Genomic DNA, 21,218 nt, shown 5'->3' with positions numbered 1-21,218 from the left:
TCTACACCACAGAGAATATATAAAAAGCCAACTGATCAGCTGACTTTTATCCTTTTTATTAAAATAACACTCCGTTAGTACAATAAGCACTCTATTATAGTATCTCCAAACTTTTTAACATCGGCTAAATAATCAAATCCATTAGGAGAACCAAAACTATTAAACGCACGGACTGCCACAAGATTTTGCTGAGGTATAACCAAGAGAGTTACTCCTGTATAGCCTAAAATTTGAAAAGAGCCTTTAGGTACAAGTTCACCAATTTCTGATTTTCTTGCAGGCAAGTCTTTTACAAACCATAAAAACCCGTTTTGCGGAAAATTAGCATCTATTGTACTTGGGCTTTGAAGTGATGTAGCAATATCAATAATTTCTTTTTCTACAATTTGTTTTCCATTTACAAATCCTTGTTTCAGATGAAAGTATCCCCATTCAGCTAACTCTCTTGAAGATACATACATATTCATTTTATCACCGTCTGTACTTTTACTTGTAGTCCAACTTGGGTCATTAGGTTTCCTAACTACATCAACTAGTTTTTCATTTATTTCTCCGTACCATCCAGTCTCACTAAAATTAAGAGGTTTAAATACGTTTTCAGCAACTATTTCAGCCACCGTTTTACCAGTTGTGTTTTTAATGATTTGCGTCAATAAATCAATTCCAATACCTCGATAAGCCCAACTCTCACCGGGAGGAAATTCTCGAAAAATCTCCCCATTAACCATCTTTAAGCCATGAGTATGTGTAAGTAAGTGTTTTATTGTAGTCCCATTTAATATCTGCAAAGCCCTTGGTGAAATATAGTTTATTATTGAATCATCAATTGAGCCTATGTACCCTTTATTAACCGCATAAGCAACAGCAAATCCTATGTAACTTTTTCTAACTGATGCAACATGAAATTGGGTATCTGCTTGAATACATCTCGAATTAGGGTCTTTAGAATGTTTGCCCCAATATTCCTCGGTAACAATATTATCGTTATAAATAATAAAAACAGATGCACCAGAACAGTCTACTAATTCAGAGGTCTTCCTGACATTTGATATAACCGAATTAAACTGTGCGCTTATCTTTTTATTAATTAACATCTTTTCACAACTTTCCCCTTAAATTATGTACACTATATATTCAACATAATAAACGATAACTCCTTGTCTTTTATCAAACTAACCTGCCTCATTTACTTTCATGTATAACCCCAAAAAATCACTCTGAATTATAATACTTTATTGGGCAAACTGAAGTTTAAGTCGGAATAAATTTTAGGTGTTGAGTTATAATTGTGATTAGGTACATAAGCAATTGCACAGTAATAAATTTGAAATGGAGATTAACTAATGATTTGGAATCTAAAAGAAAACTGTAAACATACTTCATATAAATTCGAAGCTGATTTTGTGGCTGACCCAATTTGGTGTAAAGATTGTGGTGTAAATCTTGATATAGATGATTTCCCATTATCAGATAAACTACAAGAAGAACTATGGGAATGGGGATCAGAATATGGTAAATGGATTGATTTAGAAACAGATTCATTAAAAGGAAATGGATTATTATTAGAAGAAGATCACAATAAGAAAGGGTTACGATTATTCCAAGAGGTGAAGAAACAATTAGGAGAAAAATATCCGATTGTATTTGTTCCATCCAAATCAGCACAATTATATAACGCCTTGAAAAATCATTGAATTTCCCCCTATTTTTCTAACGGACGTTTTAGTTTAATAAAATGCCTAACAGTCAACTGTAGATCAGTTGGCTTTTTTATTTCGCTGTAGACCAAAAAACAATGCATGAAGAGCATATTAAATTGAATAAAATTGTTTTCATGTTTTTTAATCCTCCCCTTTTTTAGTCTTTGCTTTTGGGAATAACAAAATAAATTCACCTAGCCTTTACTTGTATTTTTGTATGAAAGGGTATTTTTCCCTATTAATCTTACTAACGTATACATTTCCACATATTATAGGTATACATTTGTACTAGGTGAACTATTGTTTTATATAACAGTATACTGTAACATAAGAAATTATACATATATAATTTCTATAGCGTTTAGAAGGAGCAATTTTAGTGAAAAAGATTAAAGTTAAACAAATATTAGAGCATTCCCACAGTTCAATGAACGATACGGTAATTAATACAGCAAGTCAATTAGAGAATGCTTATGTAATTATTAAATTAGAAGATTTATTAAAAGAGAGGGGTATCACTCAAAAAGATTTAGCATCCTTGACAGGAATGAGGGTGGGTACTATTTCAGAGATAGCTAATGGTAAAGGTATCTCATGGAATAAAGCTCAATTACTTTCTATAATGTCTGCTCTTAAATTAACTAATTTCTCTCAATTATATGAGATTAGATTAGAACCTACTCAGTATGAGGAATATGAATATGAATCGACACAATGGATAGCAACCAAAGAAATGCCTAATACAGTCAAAGAGATGTATAGAGAAAATTTATTAAAATCTAGAGGATTAGATTAAATCAAGCGAGAAGAACTGCCGTTAAAAAAGTAGGCTTGAAAATTAAAGTAGCAAAAAAAGGTGTAGAAATTCCACAAAATCTAAAACTATTACTCTTAAATTCTTATCACTAGTTAAAAAATACAGCAAAAGTGATTTAAACAACTGGAGTAAATAAAAAGAAAAACAGTCAACTGTAGATCAGTTGGCTTTTTTATTTCGCTTTGGTTACTTAGTTGTTTCTTTGAACTTAATGTCGATTATTTGTTCGGTTTTATTGTCTAATTTAACATCAACATATACTCCAAATTCTTTGTTGTTGTCCTTTAACCAAAGCTTGAACTTTTCTATAGAGTAATCTTTTATTGAAACTCTTCCAATATGAAAATAATCAATAATTGTAGCCTGAGGATACTTTTCTTTTGTCTTTTGAATAGCAGTTTGTCCCCATTTATAATAAGGGGACATTGTTTGTTCCATATTTTTCAAATCGTTCAAAGTTATTGTTGAAAAATCACCGAAAAACAATACATGAAGAGCAAATTGAATTGATAAAATTGTTTTCATGTTCTTTCATCCTCCCCTTTATTTTAGTGTTTACGTGTTGATTTAAGTTATACTAAGCCTCTTCTTCACTTATTAAAAATAATATCCATTTGAACTGAACAAACTACCTTAACTAATAAAATAAGTTGGGGAAAATATGCAAAATAAGAAATTTAACTTTTTTATTTCGTCATCGCCACAATACAACATGAATAAATTTAAGTTGATTTGCTACATCATAAACTTACATGAGTCGTGGATTAATTCCACGGCTTTTTATTTATTTTCAAGATACTCTCCGGCATTCTAATGCTCGTCCTTTAATAGTTTGCCTTTGACTTAGCGCTTGTACTTACGATTTTAACGTCTTTGCCGATAAGCCTTCAGATGAACGATTGAGCATATATCGATTAATGTCTTGTTCAAATTCGGTTATTTTCACAACAAAAAAGCGCCTCCTCCTACGATCGAATAAATCGTAAAAGCAGGCGCTTTGAACTAGCGCTAGTTTATCGATATATATAATAAGTTTATCGGGAATAAGTCCGTGAAGCATTCGTAAAAAACCGCGTAATAAAGGGATTAAACCGCTACCATTTCAATTCGAATCTTATCAGCAATCATTGCGATGAATTCAGAATTTGTTGGTTTTGATTTAAGATGGTGTACTGTGTAGCCAAACATTTTGGAAATAGATTCATAGTTTCCACGATTCCATGCGACTTCGATTGCATGACGAATCGCACGTTCAACACGTGAAGGCGTTGTATCGAATTTTTTCGCAATGTCTGGATATAACACCTTAGTAATTGACCCAAGCAGTTCTACGTCCAGATAGACCATTTGAATCGCCTCACGAAGGTATGCGTATCCTTTAATGTGAGCAGGAACGCCGATTTCTTTAATAATAGCTGTAATTGTGGCATCAAGTTGGCGTTGATCTAATTTTTGAGGTTTAGAACCTTGTAAAATACTAACACGTTTTTGTTTTTCGACCCTTTTACCAGCACATTGTAAAATTTTCGTCGCTAAGCGATCAAATTCAAATGGTTTAAGCATGAAATAAGATGCACCTAATTCGACTGCTTGCTTCATCACATCTTCTTGGCCGAAAGCCGTTAACATAATTACTTGAATGTTGTGATATTGTGGATTTTCATGCATTGTTTCAAGAACTGCAAGTCCATCAAGATGTGGCATAATAATATCTAATAATAAGACATCTGGAATTTGTTCTTCTAACATTTTCAAACATTGTTTGCCATTTGTTGCTGTGCAAATCACTTCAATTTCAGAATGATTTGAAAGATATTCCTCCATCATTTTGACAAGTTCACTATTATCATCCACTATTGCAACTTTTACTTTCTCCATTAATGTTCCTCCTTAGTGCTTTCAAAATAAGATCAAAGATTACGTATACTTCTGAATGTAGACACGCTTTTGATACAAAATGGTTTATTCGACAACTTCACTGTTAGCCCTTCAATTTTTCAAAAAATGAGTATGTTGGAATAGATATTTTCTTATTTTCGACAAATTTATGTATATTTTTTACGCGTTGATTTCTTCTATTAATTGTATCAAATAACTTTAATAAAAAATATGCTTTTGTTTTTAATAAGAAAAATCCACCCGATTTGGGTGGATTTTGATATTAAGCAGGTTGATTTTGGAGCATTTCAGTAATAGGGAGTGCTGCTCCTTTTTCTGGACTTTCAATAAACATATGAGTTACTGCCCCTGCGAAGTGCCCGTTTTGTATAATAGGACTACCACTCATTCCTTGCAAAATGCCGCCTGTTTTTTCTCTTAGTACTGGGTCTGTTATTTCAATTTGGAAACTTTTATCATTCACTTTCGTTATTGTCACATCAAATGACTCCACTTTTTTTCCTGAGATGGTTGTTAACATTTTTGCAGGTCCTTTTTTAATCTCGGAAGGTTGCATGATTTCAATTGCTTCTGGTAATACTGGTTGTACAGGCTTTTGCCATTTTCCAAAAATGCCATATACGCTATTTGATACTATACTTCCGATTTGACCTTGCTGATTTTCAACTGCAGAAATTTTGTATCCTGGTTCTCCAGGAATACTTTTCTTAATATGCTCAATTCTCGCATAAAATATAGCTCCTTGATTGAATTGAGGTGGTTTTTGTAAAATTTGATCAATAATTTGATGCCCTAGTGCACCATATTGCTTGGTATCAGGGTCTAAGAAGGTAAGTGTCCCTATACCATCTGTTTCATCCCGAAGAAAATTCATAACAGATGTCATTTCTTCTTTTTTTACGTCTAAATTTTTATCATTTCCATCTCGATTAATGGTTAAAGCTAAGGAGTCTTTAGTTGATGTTTTAACTATTTCATGAATGTTTTCAAGCTTTTTTACGGACGTATTATTGATTTTTTCAACAATATCTCCTCTTTTTAACCAGCTTCCATTTTGTAATAACACATCATTTGAAACAGTAATGTCAGCTAGTTGTAATTCCACACCAATTGAATCACCCATTGGAATTACCTTTTTTGCAGCACTTGCAATTGTTGTCCAGGATCCAAAAACGACAAGTAAAATAATTAGGCTCAGAAAAGAGCGCTTCGCATTTCGCATATGTCACCTCCTTTTCATTTATCATGGCTTCAATTTGAATTGTTATGAAAGGTAAATATTTGTCTAAAACTCAAACGTATAAAAAAACATCTTACAGAATTTTGTAAGATGTTTTAAACAGTTATAATTTCTATTATTTTCAATTTTAACTAAGCATTAATTTTTTTCGTTCGTCAGCAATTTCAATCAGTTCTTTTGCATGTTGGAATGTCAACTCCGTAACTTCTGCTCCTGACATGATACGACTGATTTCATCGATACGTTCATTGCCAAAAATTTCAGTTAAAGATGTAAATGTTCGATTTGTATCTTCTTGCTTTTGAATATGATAATGATGGTCTGCCATAGCAGCAACTTGTGGCAAATGAGATATACATAAAACTTGAGAGTGTATTGAAACTGCTGCAATTTTTTCTGCAATTGCTTGGGCAACTCTCCCGCTAACGCCTGTATCCACTTCATCAAAAATAATTGAGGTAATGCCATTTGTTGTAGAGAAGATTGTTTTCAATGCAAGCATTACACGTGAAAGTTCTCCTCCAGATGCAATTTTTGTAAGTGCTTTCGGTGGTTCACCAACATTTGTCGCAATATAAAATACGACTCTATCCATCCCGTTATGATCAAACTGTTCTTCTGGTAAAGATTCAAAATGAACGCTAAATTCCGCTTTTTCCATATATAATTCGCGTAATTGTTGCATAATAGCATCAGATAGTCTATTACCAACTTTTTTTCGAATTGTCGTTAGTTCACTTGCTGTAACTTGAAGTTTCTTTTGTAGTTCAATTAATTGTTGTTCATTTTTTTGAATATTTTCATCCCTATTTAATAAGGATTCCAATTCTTCTCCAATTTTTGCACGATACTCTAAAATTTCTTGTAAAGTAGGTCCATATTTGCGCTTCATCGATTGGATCAATGCTAATCGGTGCTCTACTTCATTTAATCTTTCTGGATCGAACTCTAAATCATCTAAAATATTCTTCACACCAAAAGCTGCTTCTTGTAAGTTATAAAAGGCATTCGATACGGCATCTGAATACTCTTTAAAGCTTTCATCTACTGTCGCAACATCCTCTAAATCAGCCATTGCTCTACCAATCCAATCAAGTCCTTTAGACTCACCTAAGATTGCATCATGTGCTGAATTAGAGCATTCAAATATTTTGTTGAAATTCATTAATCGACGACGTTCTTCCGTCAAATCCTCTTCTTCATTTGGTTGAAACTTACAAGCATCGATTTCTTTTATCTGGAATTGATAAAGGTCGATTTTTTGAGCAACTTGTTGTTCATTTACGGAGATAGCAGCAAGCTCTTTTTTTAACGACTTATACTCTTCAAATTGCTTTAAGTATCGCTCTTTTACAGGTTCTATTTCTCCTCCTGCAAATTGATCCAACAAAGAGATATGATGCTTGTCATCCATTAATTCTTGGCTTTCATGTTGTCCATGAATATCAATTAACGTCGCCCCAATTTCACGTAATAGTGACAAAGGAACAAGCTTTCCATTTACGCGGCATACACTTTTACCATTATCGTTTAAATCCCTGCGTAAGATAATCATTCCTTCTTCGACTTCTATCCCTGCATCAGCACATTTTTCATACGCAAGATGACTACTTGAAGTCAGTGTAAATAGACCTTCTAACTCGGCCTTCTTTGCACCATGTCTAATAAATTCTTGGGAGCTACGTCCACCCGCTAACAATTGAACTGCATCAATAATAATGGATTTACCTGCACCGGTTTCCCCTGTTAATACCGTCAGACCTTCTTGAAAATCTACAGTTAACTCTTCAATAATTGCGAAATTTTTGATTGATAGCTCTTTTAACAAGACTATTTCACCTCATATACCTACTTATAGCATTTCAATTAAACGATTTTTGACTGTATCTCGTACTAATTCTTCACGACAAATAATGAGAATGGTATCATCACCACAAATTGTACCGAGAATTTCATCCCAATCTAGATGATCAAGTAATGATCCTATAGCATGTGCATTACCTGGTAATGTTTTCATAACAAGCATGTGGCTTGTACCATCTATAGATACAAAAGCATCAGCTAATGCTCGATGTAGTTTTTGGACTGGATTGAAGCGTTGATCTGCTGGTAAGCTATATTTATATCGTCCATCTTGTAATGGCACTTTAATAAGATGCAATTCTTTAATATCACGCGAAATTGTTGCTTGCGTAACTTGATAACCTGCCTCTTTTAACATATCTACTAAGTCATCTTGTGTTTCTATTTCATTATTAGCAATCATATCACGTATTCGAATATGTCTTTGGCTCTTATTCATTACTTTCACCTCTATGCATAATTATGCTCATTCATTTATAACGTAACATTTTTTCTTTATTTTAACAAGAAAAAACACGGTCCGACAAAGCGAGGACCGCGTTATTTCAATTGTTGATGTGCTTCTTTCACAATAGAATCAAAATCAGTGTAAGATTCAATTTCTTCTCCAGGTTTTGGATTATATAGATGATATAGAAATTCGATATTTCCTTCCCCGCCTGTAATTGGAGAGTAGGAAGCATCTTTTACAACAAAACCGATGGATTCAGAAAATGTTGCAATTTTTTCTAATACTTCTAAGTGAGTTTTCGCCTCGCGAACTACCCCTTTTTTCCCTACTTTTTCTTTTCCTGCTTCAAATTGTGGTTTCACAAGTGCAACCACATCTCCACCAGGTAAAAGTAAAGTTTTCAAAACCGGTAAAATCAATTCTAACGAAATGAATGACACGTCGATCGTTGCAAAATCAGGTAAACCTTCAACTAGATCAGGAGGAGTTACATATCGAAAGTTGGTTTTTTCCATCACAGTTACTCGCTCATCAGAACGTATTTTCCACGCTAACTGATTTGAACCAACATCTAGTGCATAACAATGTTTTGCACCATTTTGTAATGCACAATCTGTAAAACCTCCAGTTGAAGATCCAATATCTAGCATCAGTTTATCTTTTACATCAACATCAAAAAGTTTTAATGCTTTTTCTAGTTTTAAACCGCCACGACTAACATATGGTAATTGTTGTCCTTTTATGGACAATTCGCTATCGACAGGGATTTTTTCTCCTGCTTTATCGATGCGAACTTCCTTCGAGAATACAAGTCCCGCCATAATCGTGCGCTTAGCTTTTTCTCTTGTTTCACATAAGCCACGCTGAACGAGTAATACATCCACGCGTTCTTTTGGAATTTTTGTTGTCATTATGCTTTTAAACCTGCTTGCTTATTAGAATTTTTGGCTGTTAGTTCTTCGATGCGTTTCACTGCGTCTTCTTCAGTAATTTTTAGATCTCGCAGTAATAAATCAACACTACCATGTTCTACAAATTCATCTGGAATACCCATGCGTTCAATCATATCTGTAGAGTACTGGTTATCATTCGCAAATTCTAATACGGCACTACCGAATCCGCCTTCAAGCATAGCTTCTTCTATTGTCAATATTGGTTTACCGCTTTGCATTAAACTGTGAAGCATATTCTCATCCATTGGTTTAATGAAACGAGCATTGATAATTTCCACTTTAATCCCTTTAGCTGCAAGTATATTTGCTGCGTTTTCTGCTAATGGAATCGTTGTACCGAATGTAAGGATAGAAGCATCAGTTCCTTCTCGTAAAACTTCCCATGAGCCAATTGGAAGAGCATGTAATTCCTTATCCATTGGTACACCTAAACCATTTCCACGTGGATAACGAAGTGCAATTGGGCCATCATTATAATCTAATGCTGTTTTCACCATATGTTGCCCTTCATTCTCATCTTTCGGCATCATGATGACAATATTCGGCATATGTCGTAAAAATGCAATATCAAATACACCTTGGTGAGTTTCTCCATCAGCACCAACTAGCCCTGCACGATCAATCCCGATGAAGACATTTAGATTTTGACGACAAATATCATGTAACATTTGATCATACGCACGTTGTAGGAATGTTGAGTAAATCGCTAAGAATGGTTTCGTTCCTTCAGCTGCCATACCTGCCGCCATCGTTGTTGCATGCTGTTCTGCAATACCTACATCAAAGAAACGGTTAGGGAATTCTTTTGCAAATCCTTCTAATTTGGATCCAACTGGCATTGCAGGTGTAATCGTAACAACTCGGTCATCTTCTCTTGCAACTCGTGTTACAGTATCGGCAATCAATTTAGACCATCCTGGTGCAGTTGTACTAGATTTCACAAAATCGCCAGTTTCAATTTTATAAGGACCAGTGCCATGCCAATTTCCGATTGTATCATTTTCAGCAGGCAAATAACCCTTCCCTTTTTTCGTAACAACATGAATAATGACTGGACCTTGTATTTTTTTTGCATTTTGTAACGTTTCTTCTAGTGTTTCAAAATTATGCCCATCAATTGGTCCAAGATATGTGAAACCTAATTCCTCAAAGAATACACCTGAAACAAGTAAATATTTTAAGCTGTCTTTTACTCGTTCAGCTGTAGAAGCCAATTTGCCACCTACTGCTGGGATCTTCTTCAATAGACCTTCTAAATCGTCTTTTGCTCTGTTATACTGGTTCGCTGTGCGAAGGCGACCTAAAATATTATGCATAGCACCGACGTTAGGTGCGATAGACATTTCGTTGTCATTTAAAATAACAATCATATTCGTTTTTTCATGACCAATATGATTTAGCGCTTCTAAGGCCATACCACCTGTTAAAGCGCCATCACCGATAATTGGCACAATATGATTGTGTTCACCTTTTACATCTCGAGCAGCTGCCATACCCATAGCTGCAGAGAGCGATGTAGAACTATGCCCTGTTTCCCAGACATCATGTTCACTCTCATTGCGTTTAGGAAAACCACATAAACCTTTATATTGACGAAGTGTATCGAATTCTTTCGCGCGACCAGTTAAAATTTTATGGACGTAAGCTTGGTGTCCTACATCGAATAATAGTTTATCCTTAGGACTATTAAAAGCACGATGAAGTGCTATCGTTAGCTCTACAACCCCTAGATTCGGTCCTATATGACCACCAGTTTTTGAGCATTTTTCGATCAAAAATCTTCGAACGTCATTGCTCAAGTCTCGAAGTTGTTTTGTATTTAATTCTTTCAAAAAGGATGGACTAGATATGTTGTTTAAATCCATCGCCATCACACACCTTTACATTATAGATTCATCGCACAATGTTTTTTTACCATTATAGCAGTGATAATCAATTGCACAAAATTAAACGGGCTGTTATTTGTTACGATGAACAATATATTCAGCAAAATCTTTCAATAAATTACTTTCAGATGGTAATTTTTCTAATGCTTCAATAGCTAAATGATAATGTGCATGAAGTTTTTCTTTTGCACCATCTAATGTTAGTAATGCAGGGTATGTGCTTTTATCACTTGCAACATCCTTCCCTGCTGTTTTACCTAGTTGTTCTGATGTACCTACTATATCAAGGATGTCATCTTGTATTTGGAAGCATAGTCCAATATGATGTGCATATTCAACTAAAATTGCCTTTTCTTCATCTGATACGCCTGCTAAGATCGCTCCTGATTCAATACTAAAGCGTAAAATTGCTCCTGTTTTATTGACATGGACTTTTTCAAGTTCTTCAAGTGTCAATTGCTTTGTTTCACCTTCGATATCTAGGATTTGCCCTCCTACCATGCCTTCAGCACCTGCTGCAACACTTAGTTTATCTATAAGTTCTAAACGTTTTTTAGCATCTACTTGTTCCATACGAGCTAAAATACCAAATGCGATTGTATTAAGTGCATCACCTGCTAATGTTGCAAATGCATCACCATATACTTTATGGTTCGTCAATTTCCCCCGACGATAATCATCATTATCCATACTTGGTAAATCATCGTGGATTAATGAATAGGTATGAATCATTTCAATGACAGCACCTACAGTGTACGCTGCATCATCTTTAACATTGAAATGATCCATAACAGCTAATACAAATAGCGGACGAACTCTCTTACCACCTGCGTTTAATGAGTAAAGCATTGATTCTTTTAGTATTTCTGGTGCTGTAATTTCTTTTACAAGATCATTCATACGCTTTTCGACGACAGGAATGTTCTCTTTCATAAATGCTTTTAATTGTTGCGTCATTTACTTATTTTCCCTCTTCTCCTATTGGTTCAAACGGTTGTTCATTTCCGTTTTCATCCATAACGGAAACTAGTTGTGCTTCAGCTTTTGTTAATTGTTCATGACAAAACTGAGATAGCTTCATCCCTTTTTTGTACAGTTCAATTGCATCTTCTAATGGTACATCACCTTGTTCAAGTTGTTGTACAATTTCCTCAAGATCATTGATAGATGTAGCAAAAGATTGCTTTTTATTTGTCATCTATTACTCCCCTTTTCCTTCCATTGTAATCGATGTAATGGTTGCTACAGCTTTACCATCATGAAGGTGGAACTCTACTTCATCCTGTTCTTTGATATCTTGGATAGACTTTATTACTTTACCATTATGGTAAGTAAGACTATAACCTCGAGTCATAATAGATAATGGATTTAACGCTTCTAGTGTTCTTATGACTGAACGAAATTCTTCTTTTCTTTGATTGAGTTGTTGAATCACTGCTTTTTTCAATAATTTCTCGTCGTTTTCTACTCTCGTTTTCTCATAACGAAGTTGTTGCAGCGGAGAGCGGAGTTGCAAACGATGATCTATCTGAGCAACAAGAAACTTTTGATTTTTTACATAATCCAATATACTCTGATGAAGTCGTTCGTCTATTCTCGATATACGTTCAATAAATGGTCGATATATTCGATCAGGATATGCTAGTGGATAGGATTTTTGTAAGCGCTCTAATTTTGCTTTTTCATGTTTGATTCGAGCTTGCGTTAATTGAAATAATTGAGCCTTTCTTGCGAGTAAATATTTTGCTAGCTCTTCACTACTTGGTACAGCTCTTTTTGCAGCGGCTGTTGGCGTTGCAGCACGTACGTCTGCAACTAAATCAGAAATGGTTGTATCTGTTTCATGACCAACTCCACTAATGACAGGGAGCTTGCTTTCAAATATCGCTCTAGCAACAATTTCTTCATTGAATGCCCATAAATCTTCAATTGACCCTCCACCACGTGCAACAATCAATGTATCGATTTCAGGTGTATTATTAGCCTGTTCTATTGCCTTTACAATGCTTTTGGCTGCATGTTCACCTTGAACAAGTGCAGGGAATATGATAATATCCGTTAATTTATAATGTTGTTTGATTGTTGTACAAATATCACGAATTGCAGCACCTGTTGTGGCTGTTACAACAGCAATTTTTTGTGGGAATGTTGGAATTGGCTTTTTATATAAATCAGAAAAAAGTCCTTCTTTTTGAAGCTTTTCTTTTAATTGTTCATATGCCAAATATAAACTACCAAGTCCATCTGGTTCCATTGCCTGTGCATACAGTTGATATTGTCCGCCACCTTCATACACATTGACATCACCTTTAATAAGTACTTTCAATCCACTTTCAGGATTGAATTTCAACTGTTTAGCATGTGATGCGAACATAACGGCTTTAATCTGTGTTTTCTCGTCTTTCAACGTGAAATAGATATGACCTGATCCTGTGTGGTGTTTTACATTCGAAAGTTCTCCTTTTACATATACATTACGTAAATGGGGATCGACATCAAATTTCTTTTTAATATATTTTGTCAAAGCTTGGACTGTTAAATAAGGTGTGCTTGTCAAAACCTCAAACTCCTTATATACGCCTTTTAGCGATTGCTTTGTAGCGGTTATTAGGTGCTTTGGCATCGCCATTAGCATTTAATGTAAATAAGGCTGTCTTTCGCTAGAAAAACAGCCTTGACGTTACTATTTTACCTGTTTTGCGTTCATTTGTCTTATGATAGCTTTTTTTTAGCAGATTGCAATGTATTAAATAATAGCATTGTAATTGTCATTGGACCAACGCCGCCTGGAACAGGTGTAATTGCTGATACTTTGTCGAAAACTGCATCGAAATCTACATCTCCACAAAGTTTGCCGTTTTCATCTCGGTCCATACCAACGTCGATTACAACAGCTCCTTCTTTTACATGATCTGCACCAATCATTTTTGCTCGACCTGTTGCTACAACTAAAATATCAGCTCGAGTTGTAATAGATTTTAAATCAGGTGTTTTTGAATGGCAATATGTAACAGTTGCATCTTTTTGTAGTAGTAGTTGCCCCATTGGAACACCAACAATATGGCTTCGACCAACAACAACAGCGTGTTTACCTGAAATCTCAACATCTGCATATTCTAAAAGTTTCATCACCCCATATGGAGTACAAGGTAAGAATGTTGGTTGTTTTAATAACATTTTCCCCACACTTATTGGATGGAAGCCATCGACATCTTTGTCTGGAGAGATCGCTGCGATTACTTTTTGTTCATCGATATGTTTTGGAAGTGGTAATTGAACTAAAATCCCATCAATTGATGGATTAGTATTTAATTGCTCAATATGTTGTAACAATGTTTCTTCTGTGACTTCTGCAGATAACTTAATAAGCTCTGAATAAATACCCATTTGCTCACATGATTTTTGTTTGTTGGAAACATAAGTATGTGAAGCGGGGTCGTCACCTACTAAAATAACTGCTAGACCTGGTGTAATACCTTGTTCTTTTAAAGCATTCACTTCTTGTTGAATGGATTGTCGAATTGTATTGCCAATTTCTTTACCGTTAATTAGTTTGCCTGACATCTTGTTAACACTCCCAAATTCAGCTTTTTTATGATTTATTATGCAAATTTTGATAATACACCGTTAACGAATTTACTTGATTTTTCGTCACCAAATGTTTTACTTAGCTCAATAGCTTCATTTAATACAACACTTTTTGGTGTTTCTGGTGTATACATCAATTCATATGCCGCTAAGCGTAAAATTGTACGTTCAATTTTAGCAAGGCGATCGAATGACCAATTTTCTAATTTCTCTGCCAATGCAGCATCAATTTCTGTTTGATGTTGAACAGTACCAGATACTAATTTTTCGTAAAACGCATCCGTTTGTTCTTCCATCACATGTTCCATTGCTTCTTGAATTGTTAACTCTGTATTTTCTAGTTGAAAAAGTGTTTGTAACGCTTTTTCACGCGCTTCTCGTCGCTTCATTTTAATTTGTTCTCCTTTATACTACTACATCGGGACTTGGCGAAATGCTAAATGTTGAAAAATAGCAAAAATCATCACAAAAGGCCCATTATGTGAAGTGTTTCATTTGATTACAAGTATTCTTATTCTATCACAAAATATCCTGAACCGCATGGATTGTAATATGTTTTGAAAAATCAGAAAAGAGTTGTCCAAAAGCTGGAAACGAATAACGATTTTAATACTAATTTTCATCGTAAAAATCCGCTTTTTTCTGAGGTGGAATCAACTTTGGCCCTGCTTCGCTTTACTAGCATCGTCGTAGAAAATTCTACTTGCAAGAGTCAATTTCATAAATCTGAGCTTCGCCGCGTGAAGCGTTGCTGTGATTCCTCACAAGCAGGACTTAAATTATTTTATCCACGGGTATAATTTGAAAAACCGCGGAACTTTGCCCTATTATCGCGGATATTCGGTCTAAAACATTTTTTCCTCCAATAAAAATGAAAAGATGCCTTAAAAGTTACTTTCTCACTTTTAAGACATCTTTCTTAATCCATTATTCAGTTTTTGCGTCGTTCGACTGGTCAAATTGAATTCCTGTAATATGTACATTCACTTCTTTTGTTATGTGAGATGTCATATTAGCAATTGCTTCTCGGATCTGAGTTTGAACTTGTTTTGCTACTTTCGCTACAGATACCCCATATTGTACGAAACAATAGACATCCACGATTAAGCCTTCTTCGGTCCACTCTGTTTTTATCCCTTTACCATGAACTTTTTTTCCGAATTTTTCTACAACACCGGTAGCAAAGTTACCTCTTGTTTTAGAGACACCTTCTACTTCTGTTGTAGCAATTCCTGCAATAACTTCAATGACTTCAGGTGCAACCTCAATCTTACCTAATTCAGCCTTACCAGAAGGTGTGTTTTGAGGTAGAGATTGTACGACTTTATCAGCCATAGTGTTCGCCCCTTTCTCATATTATGAATTCATAACGTCATTTTCTTCAAGGAATTTTGTATTGAATTTCCCTGATTTAAATACCTCATGATCCATTAATTTTTCGTGGAAAGGAATTGTTGTATGGATTCCTGGTCCTTCAACAATAAATTCACCTAAAGCACGTTTCATTTTAGCGATTGCTTCTTCGCGAGTATCGGCATGTACAATTAATTTCGCTACCATTGAATCATAATATGGAGGAATTGCATAGCCTGGGTACATTGCTGAATCAATACGCACACCAATACCACCAGGTGCTAGATAGCTCTCAACTTTCCCTGGTGAAGGCATAAAGTTTTTAGATGGATTTTCTGCATTGATACGACATTCAATCGCCCAACCATTCACTTTCACATCTTCTTGTTTATACATCAATTTCTCACCAGATGCAATTTTCAACTGTTCGCGAACTAGGTCAATACCAGTGATTTCTTCAGTTACTGGGTGTTCTACTTGGATACGAGTATTCATTTCCATGAAGTAGAATTTATCTTCTTTATAATCGTAGATAAACTCAACAGTACCTGCACCACGATAGCCACATGCGATAGCTGCTTTAACAGCTGCATCACCCATTTCTGTACGTCGTTCTTCAGATAGTGCAGGAGATGGAGCTTCTTCTACTAGTTTTTGCATACGACGTTGTACTGTACAGTCACGTTCTCCCAAATGAATTGTATGACCATAGCTATCTGCTAACACTTGAATTTCACAGTGACGGAAATCTTCTATGAATTTTTCTAAGTATACGCCTGGGTTACCAAAAGCCGCTGCTGCTTCTTTTTGAGTAATTTGAACGCCTTTGATTAAATCTGCTTCATCACGAGCAACACGGATCCCTTTACCGCCACCCCCTGCAGTAGCTTTAATAATAACTGGGTATCCGATTCCTTTTGCTACTTCAACAGCTTCATGCTCATCTGCTACAAGGCCTTTAGAACCTGGAACTGTTGGAACGCCCGCTTCGATCATTGTGTCTTTTGCGATATCTTTAATACCCATAATTTTAATCGCGTCAGAAGTTGGTCCGATAAAAGTAATGCCAGCATCTTCACAAGCCTCTGCAAAGCTAGCGTTCTCTGCAAGGAAGCCGTATCCAGGGTGAATACCATCACAACCTGTTTTTTCAGCAACTGTAAGTATTCGATCAATTTTCAAATAACTATCACTAGAAAATTTAGAACCGATACAATATGCTTCGTCTGCAAGTTGAACATGAAGTGCTTCACGATCTGCTTCTGAATATACAGCAACAGATTGAATATCCAATTCTTTACATGCACGAATAATGCGTACCGCGATTTCTCCACGGTTAGCAATTAATACTTTTTTCATTTAAGCGGCCTCCCTTAGTTTTCTTTCACTAGGAATAAAGGTTGACCGTATTCCACTAATTCGCCGTCTTTAACTAAAACTTCTACAATTTCACCTTTTACTTCTGCTTCAATTTCATTGAATAATTTCATCGCTTCAACGATACAAACGATTGATTCTTCGCCCACTTTGTCTCCTACTTGAACGAATGCTGGAGATTCAGGATTTGGTGCTTGATAGAAAGTACCAACCATAGGAGAAACAATTTTGTGTACAGATGCATCATTTGCAACTTCTACTTTTGGTGCTGGAGCAGCTGGTTTCTCTGCAACAGGTGCTGCTGGTGCTTTAGGTGCTTCAATAATAGGTGCTACTGGTGTTGTAACCGCTTTAACAACTTGCGCTGGTGCATCAGTTACAATTGTAGTAGCACCATTCTTTTTAAGTTTAACTTTAGTGTCATCTACTTCATAAACGAATTCATCTATTGAAGATGAATCTACTAGCTTAATAATTTCGCGAATTTCTTGAATTTTTAACATACATTACTCCCCTTACTTGTGTGTAGTATAATACATTTTCTATTTTATCTCGTTTAATATATTTTTTAAACACTTATTTATAAATAAACATTATTCAAGAAAATTCGCTCAAAATTCAGTTAATTGTTTCAGATTGAAAATCAACAACAATTTGTCCAGAGTTATCTAGCTCTTTTTTCACCATATAAACGATCTCATTTACCTTTGCTTTTGATAATTCATTCGCCTGTACTGTAACACGAATTCGTTCGTCCTCAGCTCGTACAAATGCATCTGGATATCCTAAAGTTTTGATTAACATTTCTAACATTGCTTCGTTTGATTCATTTTTTGTAATGGCATCAATTTGGTTGAATGCTTCATTTTTTTCTTCTGCAGTATATTGTGAAGAGGCAATTTTTTTAGTTAATGTATCTTTTAATTGACTACGTTGATTTTGTAGTTCCATACGCATTTCTTCAAATAGATGACTTTCTGTAGTTACTGGTGTTGTTTTACCTGTTTTACTAGCAATATCACTAATTTTCGTATCTTTTAGTGCATTGTCACTAAAAATTGCTAGTCCATTAAATGGTGTGACAGGATTAGATAAATAATATACTGAAATAACCGCAGCTAAACTTAGTAATGTTAAAAACCATACTGCTTTCTTTTTTACTTTCAATGTGAATCCTCCTTTTTTTCCATTGGTCGTACTACAATACGATGGGTTGGTATTTCTAGCACACTTGATAATACTGTAACGAGATCATTTTTTACGGTTATTGAATCAGCTCCTTCTGCCACGACTAAAACTCCCGTCACTTTTTGTTGTTTGCTCTCAGCGCTTTGTTGCCAGCTAAAATATTGGCTAAGTGATGATTCATTAGACTTCGTTTCTGGAGTTGTCTGATCGTAATAGAAATAGATCATCACTTTTCCTACGCCTTCAATTGAACTCAGAATAGATGTTAGTTCCTGATACTGTTCTGTATTGTTAGTGGAAATTTTTGCATCATCTTTTGGTCCTTTTGATAGGCTCCAATAACCACTGACTAAAAGTAGTACAATGATGATTCCTGCGATAAGATACTGCGTTTTTTTAAAGTGTAGTGCTTTTCCAAGAACATCTCCTCCTTCAATACATTAACAACTAGTTCATCTTATGAACCGATTGTATTCAATATGCAAAACAAGCTATAAAAAGAAATAGTTAATACAATAAAGTGCTAGAAACATTTTTAATAGCTGAGTAGATTCTTCTTCATAATCTTTTGGAATAATCAAAAGTAATATTTTCCCGATAATACTATAAGCTAACAAGCCAAATAAAAAGCTTGTCACTAAGCCCCTCCTTTTCCTATCTGCATTTGTATCATTAATACCACCATCATGATGGTAAAGAAATAAGCGAATGCTATTAAAAATGAAACTGCACAGAGTATAAAGAGAGTTTTACTAATATCTTCAATTAATCCATTCACTTTACTATCCGTAAAAGGTTCTAATACTGCCGCTAGAAAACGATAACTTAAACCTAATATTAAAATATTTAATGTAGGTAAGATCGTAACGCTCCAAACACTAATCAATAAGCCCGTGCTCGTAGTGACCAATGCAGTTGAAGAATATTTTTTGAAAGTCATAAGAGATTCAGTAACTAGCGAGCCAATAATCGGGATATTCTGTTGTATTAATCTCTTAACGGGCTCAGATATATCGCCAGAAATAGTCCCTATAATTACCCCATTTGCTGCAAGTAACATCGCATAAATAACAACTGATGCTGAAACAATACTCAGTACCGACATACGCAAAAAATCAGCCATTTTGGCAAAGGAAATCTCAGGCAACATTCTGGTAATAAAATCAAATACAAAAGTAGCTATTAACATAGGAATAAGAAATTTTGATACAACTACTAAAATGGTTTGTAAAAACAATAAAAAAACGGGACTAATCGCTAATACAGAAAATAGTCCCGAACCAAGAAGTAATGATGAAGTTAATAACGGTGACAGAACAACATAGATATGCATTAATTGATCTGTAATACTTTTCATTTGATCAAATGCATCAAATACTGGACGAATGGTGACCATGATTACGACAATTAAAAAGAAAAACCTTGTCCACTCTTTCATCGTAGGAATCAGCCAATTGATACAAAGAAATAAAAATCCATATAGAAAAAAAGAACGTAGTGCAAGAATTTGTTCTTTGAATGGTTCTAAAAAGAAAGTAGTCAGTTGTTCGATCATCACAACCTCCTATGGTACTAATAGCTTATCCCATTGCTTTAACAGTTCGCCTAACTTGTCCAACCAAAGAGTGACAATCCAAATTTTGATTGCAAGATGACTAATAAAAGCAATGCTCCCGTAATCATTCTCTTCAAGTAAATCTGAAACAATAATGGAACATAAGTAGAGCAATGAACTCCCTAATATTAATGGCAAATAAGGCAAATCAAATAAATAGAACGTCCTCAATCTTTGCCAAAACGGTAGTACTACTCGCATCATTAAATAACTACTTAATATGAAAAAAAACACAATTGTGAATAATCGATGTAACGCTGGAGACGTCATTTGTATCCCTACCAAAAGCAGAAGCGATAACAATATAAAGAATAGGAACATCATCTATGACGTCATCAGCCATTGGAAAAATGTAATAATCTCATCAAAGAAGAGACGCATAAATCGCAGCAATTCAATGGTTATATAGAGATATGCAATGAAGTTCAGGAAAAAGGAGAACTCTTTTCTTCCTGTTTGTTCAAAGAAAATATGCAATAATCCTAAGACAAGTCCAATCCCAGCAATACGAAGCAAATCTTGAAGTTCCGAAGTCGTCCCTCCTTTCTCTTCAATTTATGTATGGCACAAAAAAATATGCAAAAAGAGAAGTGTCTAATTGTTTAAAAGACTTCTTTGTATTTTGTTTTTTGGGCTATTTCTTAGAATACAATAGAGACAACAACATGAAGGATTACCCCTTTTAGACGTTTAAATATAAAAAAGTCTATTGAATATATTGCTTCTGATCGCCAATTAATGAGAAAAAATGAAAGGAGTGAGAAAATTGAAATTGAAACTGTTTATTTGCATACTATTTTTTTCTCAATTAATAGGATGCACAGTAGAGAATCATGAACTACAAGGGGAAATTACCAGGGTTGATATTCAAAAAGATGAAAGTGATAAAGAAGTTGTGGTTATTAATAATACGGAAACATTGGAATCATTAAAACGTTATTTTGAAAAGATTTCATGGGAAAATGCAATGCCGAGTATGTCTAGAAAAGAAGATATCATTATAACTTTAACTATTGATTTTGATAATAAGAAAATATCGAAGGAATAATATATTTGGTTTAATGAAGATAATTCTGCAACCTTTATTGATCATAATGAACCAAAAATGGGAACTTTAAATAAAGAAGATGCCAAAGGTTTAAAAGAAATACTAATGAAATGAACCAATTTTGCATATCCATTTTTTGTTAAATACAAATATTTAACACATTAACTTTTCAATATTCAGATTTGCATGTTCCGCTACAGACGGCGCTTTCCACGGGCTTGGCTTCAATCTCCTCGTCAC

The 21,218-nt window shown here is 34.7% G+C and carries 26 protein-coding genes; 4 read left to right on the top strand and 22 right to left on the bottom strand.

The genetic code is table 11. The annotated features are described in order from the left end of the window. Positions 1 to 74 precede the first annotated feature (74 nt). Positions 75 to 1,094, bottom strand: a complete 1,020-nt coding sequence (locus ABE048_RS15080) for a serine hydrolase domain-containing protein (RefSeq protein ID WP_430312088.1) — start codon at positions 1,092 to 1,094, stop codon at positions 75 to 77. A 249-nt stretch (positions 1,095 to 1,343) separates the two neighbouring features. On the opposite strand from ABE048_RS15080, the gene ABE048_RS15075 reads away from it, so the two are divergent. Both ABE048_RS15075 and ABE048_RS15070 read left to right on the top strand, forming a co-directional pair. Beyond that, positions 1,344 to 1,694, top strand: a complete 351-nt coding sequence (locus ABE048_RS15075; protein WP_430312087.1) for a hypothetical protein — start codon at positions 1,344 to 1,346, stop codon at positions 1,692 to 1,694. 385 nt (positions 1,695 to 2,079) lie between these two features. Then, positions 2,080 to 2,496, top strand: a complete 417-nt coding sequence (locus ABE048_RS15070) for a helix-turn-helix domain-containing protein (protein ID WP_430312086.1) — start codon at positions 2,080 to 2,082, stop codon at positions 2,494 to 2,496. A gap of 207 nt (positions 2,497 to 2,703) precedes the next feature. Here the strand turns inward: ABE048_RS15070 and ABE048_RS15065 are convergent, their stop codons facing one another. The 12 genes from ABE048_RS15065 to nusB all read right to left on the bottom strand — a co-directional run bounded on the left by ABE048_RS15065 (position 2,704) and on the right by nusB (position 14,786). Further along, positions 2,704 to 3,042, bottom strand: coding sequence for a DUF3889 domain-containing protein (locus ABE048_RS15065; RefSeq protein ID WP_430312085.1), 339 nt, complete (start codon positions 3,040 to 3,042; stop codon positions 2,704 to 2,706). A 561-nt stretch (positions 3,043 to 3,603) separates the two neighbouring features. Next, positions 3,604 to 4,395, bottom strand: a complete 792-nt coding sequence (gene spo0A / locus ABE048_RS15060; RefSeq protein ID WP_430312084.1) for a sporulation transcription factor Spo0A — start codon at positions 4,393 to 4,395, stop codon at positions 3,604 to 3,606. 283 nt (positions 4,396 to 4,678) lie between these two features. Next, the gene (locus ABE048_RS15055; RefSeq protein ID WP_430312083.1) at positions 4,679 to 5,638 is read right to left on the bottom strand and encodes a SpoIVB peptidase S55 domain-containing protein; all 960 of its coding nucleotides are present in this window, start codon (positions 5,636 to 5,638) and stop codon (positions 4,679 to 4,681) included. Positions 5,639 to 5,783: 145 nt separating this feature from the next. Beyond that, complete coding sequence (recN, locus tag ABE048_RS15050; protein ID WP_430312082.1) at positions 5,784 to 7,484, bottom strand: DNA repair protein RecN; 1,701 nt, start codon at positions 7,482 to 7,484, stop codon at positions 5,784 to 5,786. Positions 7,485 to 7,508: 24 nt separating this feature from the next. Continuing rightward, complete coding sequence (gene ahrC / locus ABE048_RS15045) at positions 7,509 to 7,958, bottom strand: transcriptional regulator AhrC/ArgR (protein WP_430312081.1); 450 nt, start codon at positions 7,956 to 7,958, stop codon at positions 7,509 to 7,511. Positions 7,959 to 8,059: 101 nt separating this feature from the next. After that, the gene (locus ABE048_RS15040; protein WP_430312080.1) at positions 8,060 to 8,881 is read right to left on the bottom strand and encodes a TlyA family RNA methyltransferase; all 822 of its coding nucleotides are present in this window, start codon (positions 8,879 to 8,881) and stop codon (positions 8,060 to 8,062) included. Then, positions 8,881 to 10,788, bottom strand: a complete 1,908-nt coding sequence (dxs, locus tag ABE048_RS15035; RefSeq protein WP_430312079.1) for a 1-deoxy-D-xylulose-5-phosphate synthase — start codon at positions 10,786 to 10,788, stop codon at positions 8,881 to 8,883. Before dxs ends, ABE048_RS15040 begins: the two co-directional genes overlap by 1 nt. A gap of 93 nt (positions 10,789 to 10,881) precedes the next feature. Continuing rightward, on the bottom strand, positions 10,882 to 11,766 hold the full coding sequence (locus tag ABE048_RS15030; protein ID WP_430312078.1) for a polyprenyl synthetase family protein: 885 nt from the start codon (positions 11,764 to 11,766) through the stop codon (positions 10,882 to 10,884). A 4-nt stretch (positions 11,767 to 11,770) separates the two neighbouring features. Next, positions 11,771 to 12,007 (bottom strand): exodeoxyribonuclease VII small subunit, encoded by a 237-nt coding sequence (locus ABE048_RS15025; RefSeq protein ID WP_430312077.1) that lies wholly within the window; start codon positions 12,005 to 12,007, stop codon positions 11,771 to 11,773. Positions 12,008 to 12,010: 3 nt separating this feature from the next. Beyond that, positions 12,011 to 13,366 (bottom strand): exodeoxyribonuclease VII large subunit, encoded by a 1,356-nt coding sequence (xseA, locus tag ABE048_RS15020; protein ID WP_430312076.1) that lies wholly within the window; start codon positions 13,364 to 13,366, stop codon positions 12,011 to 12,013. A 155-nt stretch (positions 13,367 to 13,521) separates the two neighbouring features. Next, positions 13,522 to 14,373, bottom strand: coding sequence for a bifunctional methylenetetrahydrofolate dehydrogenase/methenyltetrahydrofolate cyclohydrolase FolD (folD, locus tag ABE048_RS15015; RefSeq protein ID WP_430312075.1), 852 nt, complete (start codon positions 14,371 to 14,373; stop codon positions 13,522 to 13,524). A gap of 38 nt (positions 14,374 to 14,411) precedes the next feature. After that, positions 14,412 to 14,786 (bottom strand): transcription antitermination factor NusB, encoded by a 375-nt coding sequence (gene nusB / locus ABE048_RS15010; RefSeq protein ID WP_430312074.1) that lies wholly within the window; start codon positions 14,784 to 14,786, stop codon positions 14,412 to 14,414. 168 nt (positions 14,787 to 14,954) lie between these two features. Here nusB and ABE048_RS15005 point away from each other — a divergent pair, with 168 nt between their 5' ends. Further along, positions 14,955 to 15,197 carry a hypothetical protein gene (locus tag ABE048_RS15005; RefSeq protein ID WP_430312073.1) on the top strand — a complete coding sequence of 81 codons (243 nt, stop codon included), beginning with the start codon at positions 14,955 to 14,957 and terminating at the stop codon, positions 15,195 to 15,197. 127 nt (positions 15,198 to 15,324) lie between these two features. Here the strand turns inward: ABE048_RS15005 and ABE048_RS15000 are convergent, their stop codons facing one another. The 9 genes from ABE048_RS15000 to ABE048_RS14960 form a co-directional block, all read right to left on the bottom strand. Next, positions 15,325 to 15,732: an Asp23/Gls24 family envelope stress response protein gene (locus ABE048_RS15000; protein ID WP_430312072.1), complete on the bottom strand. Its 408-nt coding sequence runs from the start codon at positions 15,730 to 15,732 to the stop codon at positions 15,325 to 15,327. 21 nt (positions 15,733 to 15,753) lie between these two features. Then, positions 15,754 to 17,109 (bottom strand): acetyl-CoA carboxylase biotin carboxylase subunit, encoded by a 1,356-nt coding sequence (accC, locus tag ABE048_RS14995; RefSeq protein WP_430312071.1) that lies wholly within the window; start codon positions 17,107 to 17,109, stop codon positions 15,754 to 15,756. A 14-nt stretch (positions 17,110 to 17,123) separates the two neighbouring features. Beyond that, the gene (accB, locus tag ABE048_RS14990) at positions 17,124 to 17,630 is read right to left on the bottom strand and encodes an acetyl-CoA carboxylase biotin carboxyl carrier protein (RefSeq protein ID WP_430312070.1); all 507 of its coding nucleotides are present in this window, start codon (positions 17,628 to 17,630) and stop codon (positions 17,124 to 17,126) included. A 115-nt stretch (positions 17,631 to 17,745) separates the two neighbouring features. Further along, the gene (locus ABE048_RS14985) at positions 17,746 to 18,294 is read right to left on the bottom strand and encodes a SpoIIIAH-like family protein (protein WP_430312069.1); all 549 of its coding nucleotides are present in this window, start codon (positions 18,292 to 18,294) and stop codon (positions 17,746 to 17,748) included. After that, positions 18,291 to 18,542, bottom strand: coding sequence for a hypothetical protein (locus tag ABE048_RS14980; RefSeq protein WP_430312068.1), 252 nt, complete (start codon positions 18,540 to 18,542; stop codon positions 18,291 to 18,293). Before ABE048_RS14980 ends, ABE048_RS14985 begins: the two co-directional genes overlap by 4 nt. A 264-nt stretch (positions 18,543 to 18,806) precedes the next feature. Continuing rightward, the gene (locus tag ABE048_RS14975) at positions 18,807 to 18,953 is read right to left on the bottom strand and encodes a hypothetical protein (protein ID WP_430312067.1); all 147 of its coding nucleotides are present in this window, start codon (positions 18,951 to 18,953) and stop codon (positions 18,807 to 18,809) included. Then, positions 18,953 to 19,870, bottom strand: a complete 918-nt coding sequence (locus ABE048_RS14970) for a stage III sporulation protein AE (RefSeq protein ID WP_430312066.1) — start codon at positions 19,868 to 19,870, stop codon at positions 18,953 to 18,955. Before ABE048_RS14970 ends, ABE048_RS14975 begins: the two co-directional genes overlap by 1 nt. Before the next feature lie 9 nt (positions 19,871 to 19,879). Then, positions 19,880 to 20,200 carry a hypothetical protein gene (locus tag ABE048_RS14965; RefSeq protein ID WP_430312065.1) on the bottom strand — a complete coding sequence of 107 codons (321 nt, stop codon included), beginning with the start codon at positions 20,198 to 20,200 and terminating at the stop codon, positions 19,880 to 19,882. A gap of 54 nt (positions 20,201 to 20,254) precedes the next feature. Then, positions 20,255 to 20,485, bottom strand: a complete 231-nt coding sequence (locus ABE048_RS14960; protein WP_430312131.1) for a SpoIIIAC/SpoIIIAD family protein — start codon at positions 20,483 to 20,485, stop codon at positions 20,255 to 20,257. Between the two features lie 211 nt (positions 20,486 to 20,696). Here ABE048_RS14960 and ABE048_RS14955 point away from each other — a divergent pair, with 211 nt between their 5' ends. Then, on the top strand, positions 20,697 to 20,978 hold the full coding sequence (locus ABE048_RS14955) for a hypothetical protein (protein ID WP_430312064.1): 282 nt from the start codon (positions 20,697 to 20,699) through the stop codon (positions 20,976 to 20,978). The last annotated feature ends 240 nt before the right edge of the window (positions 20,979 to 21,218 follow it).

Source organism: Rummeliibacillus pycnus (genome assembly GCF_050459865.1).
In the GTDB taxonomy this organism is placed as follows: Bacteria; Bacillota; Bacilli; order Bacillales_A; family Planococcaceae; genus Rummeliibacillus; species Rummeliibacillus pycnus_B.
This window is presented reverse-complemented; position numbering and strand designations above follow the sequence as displayed.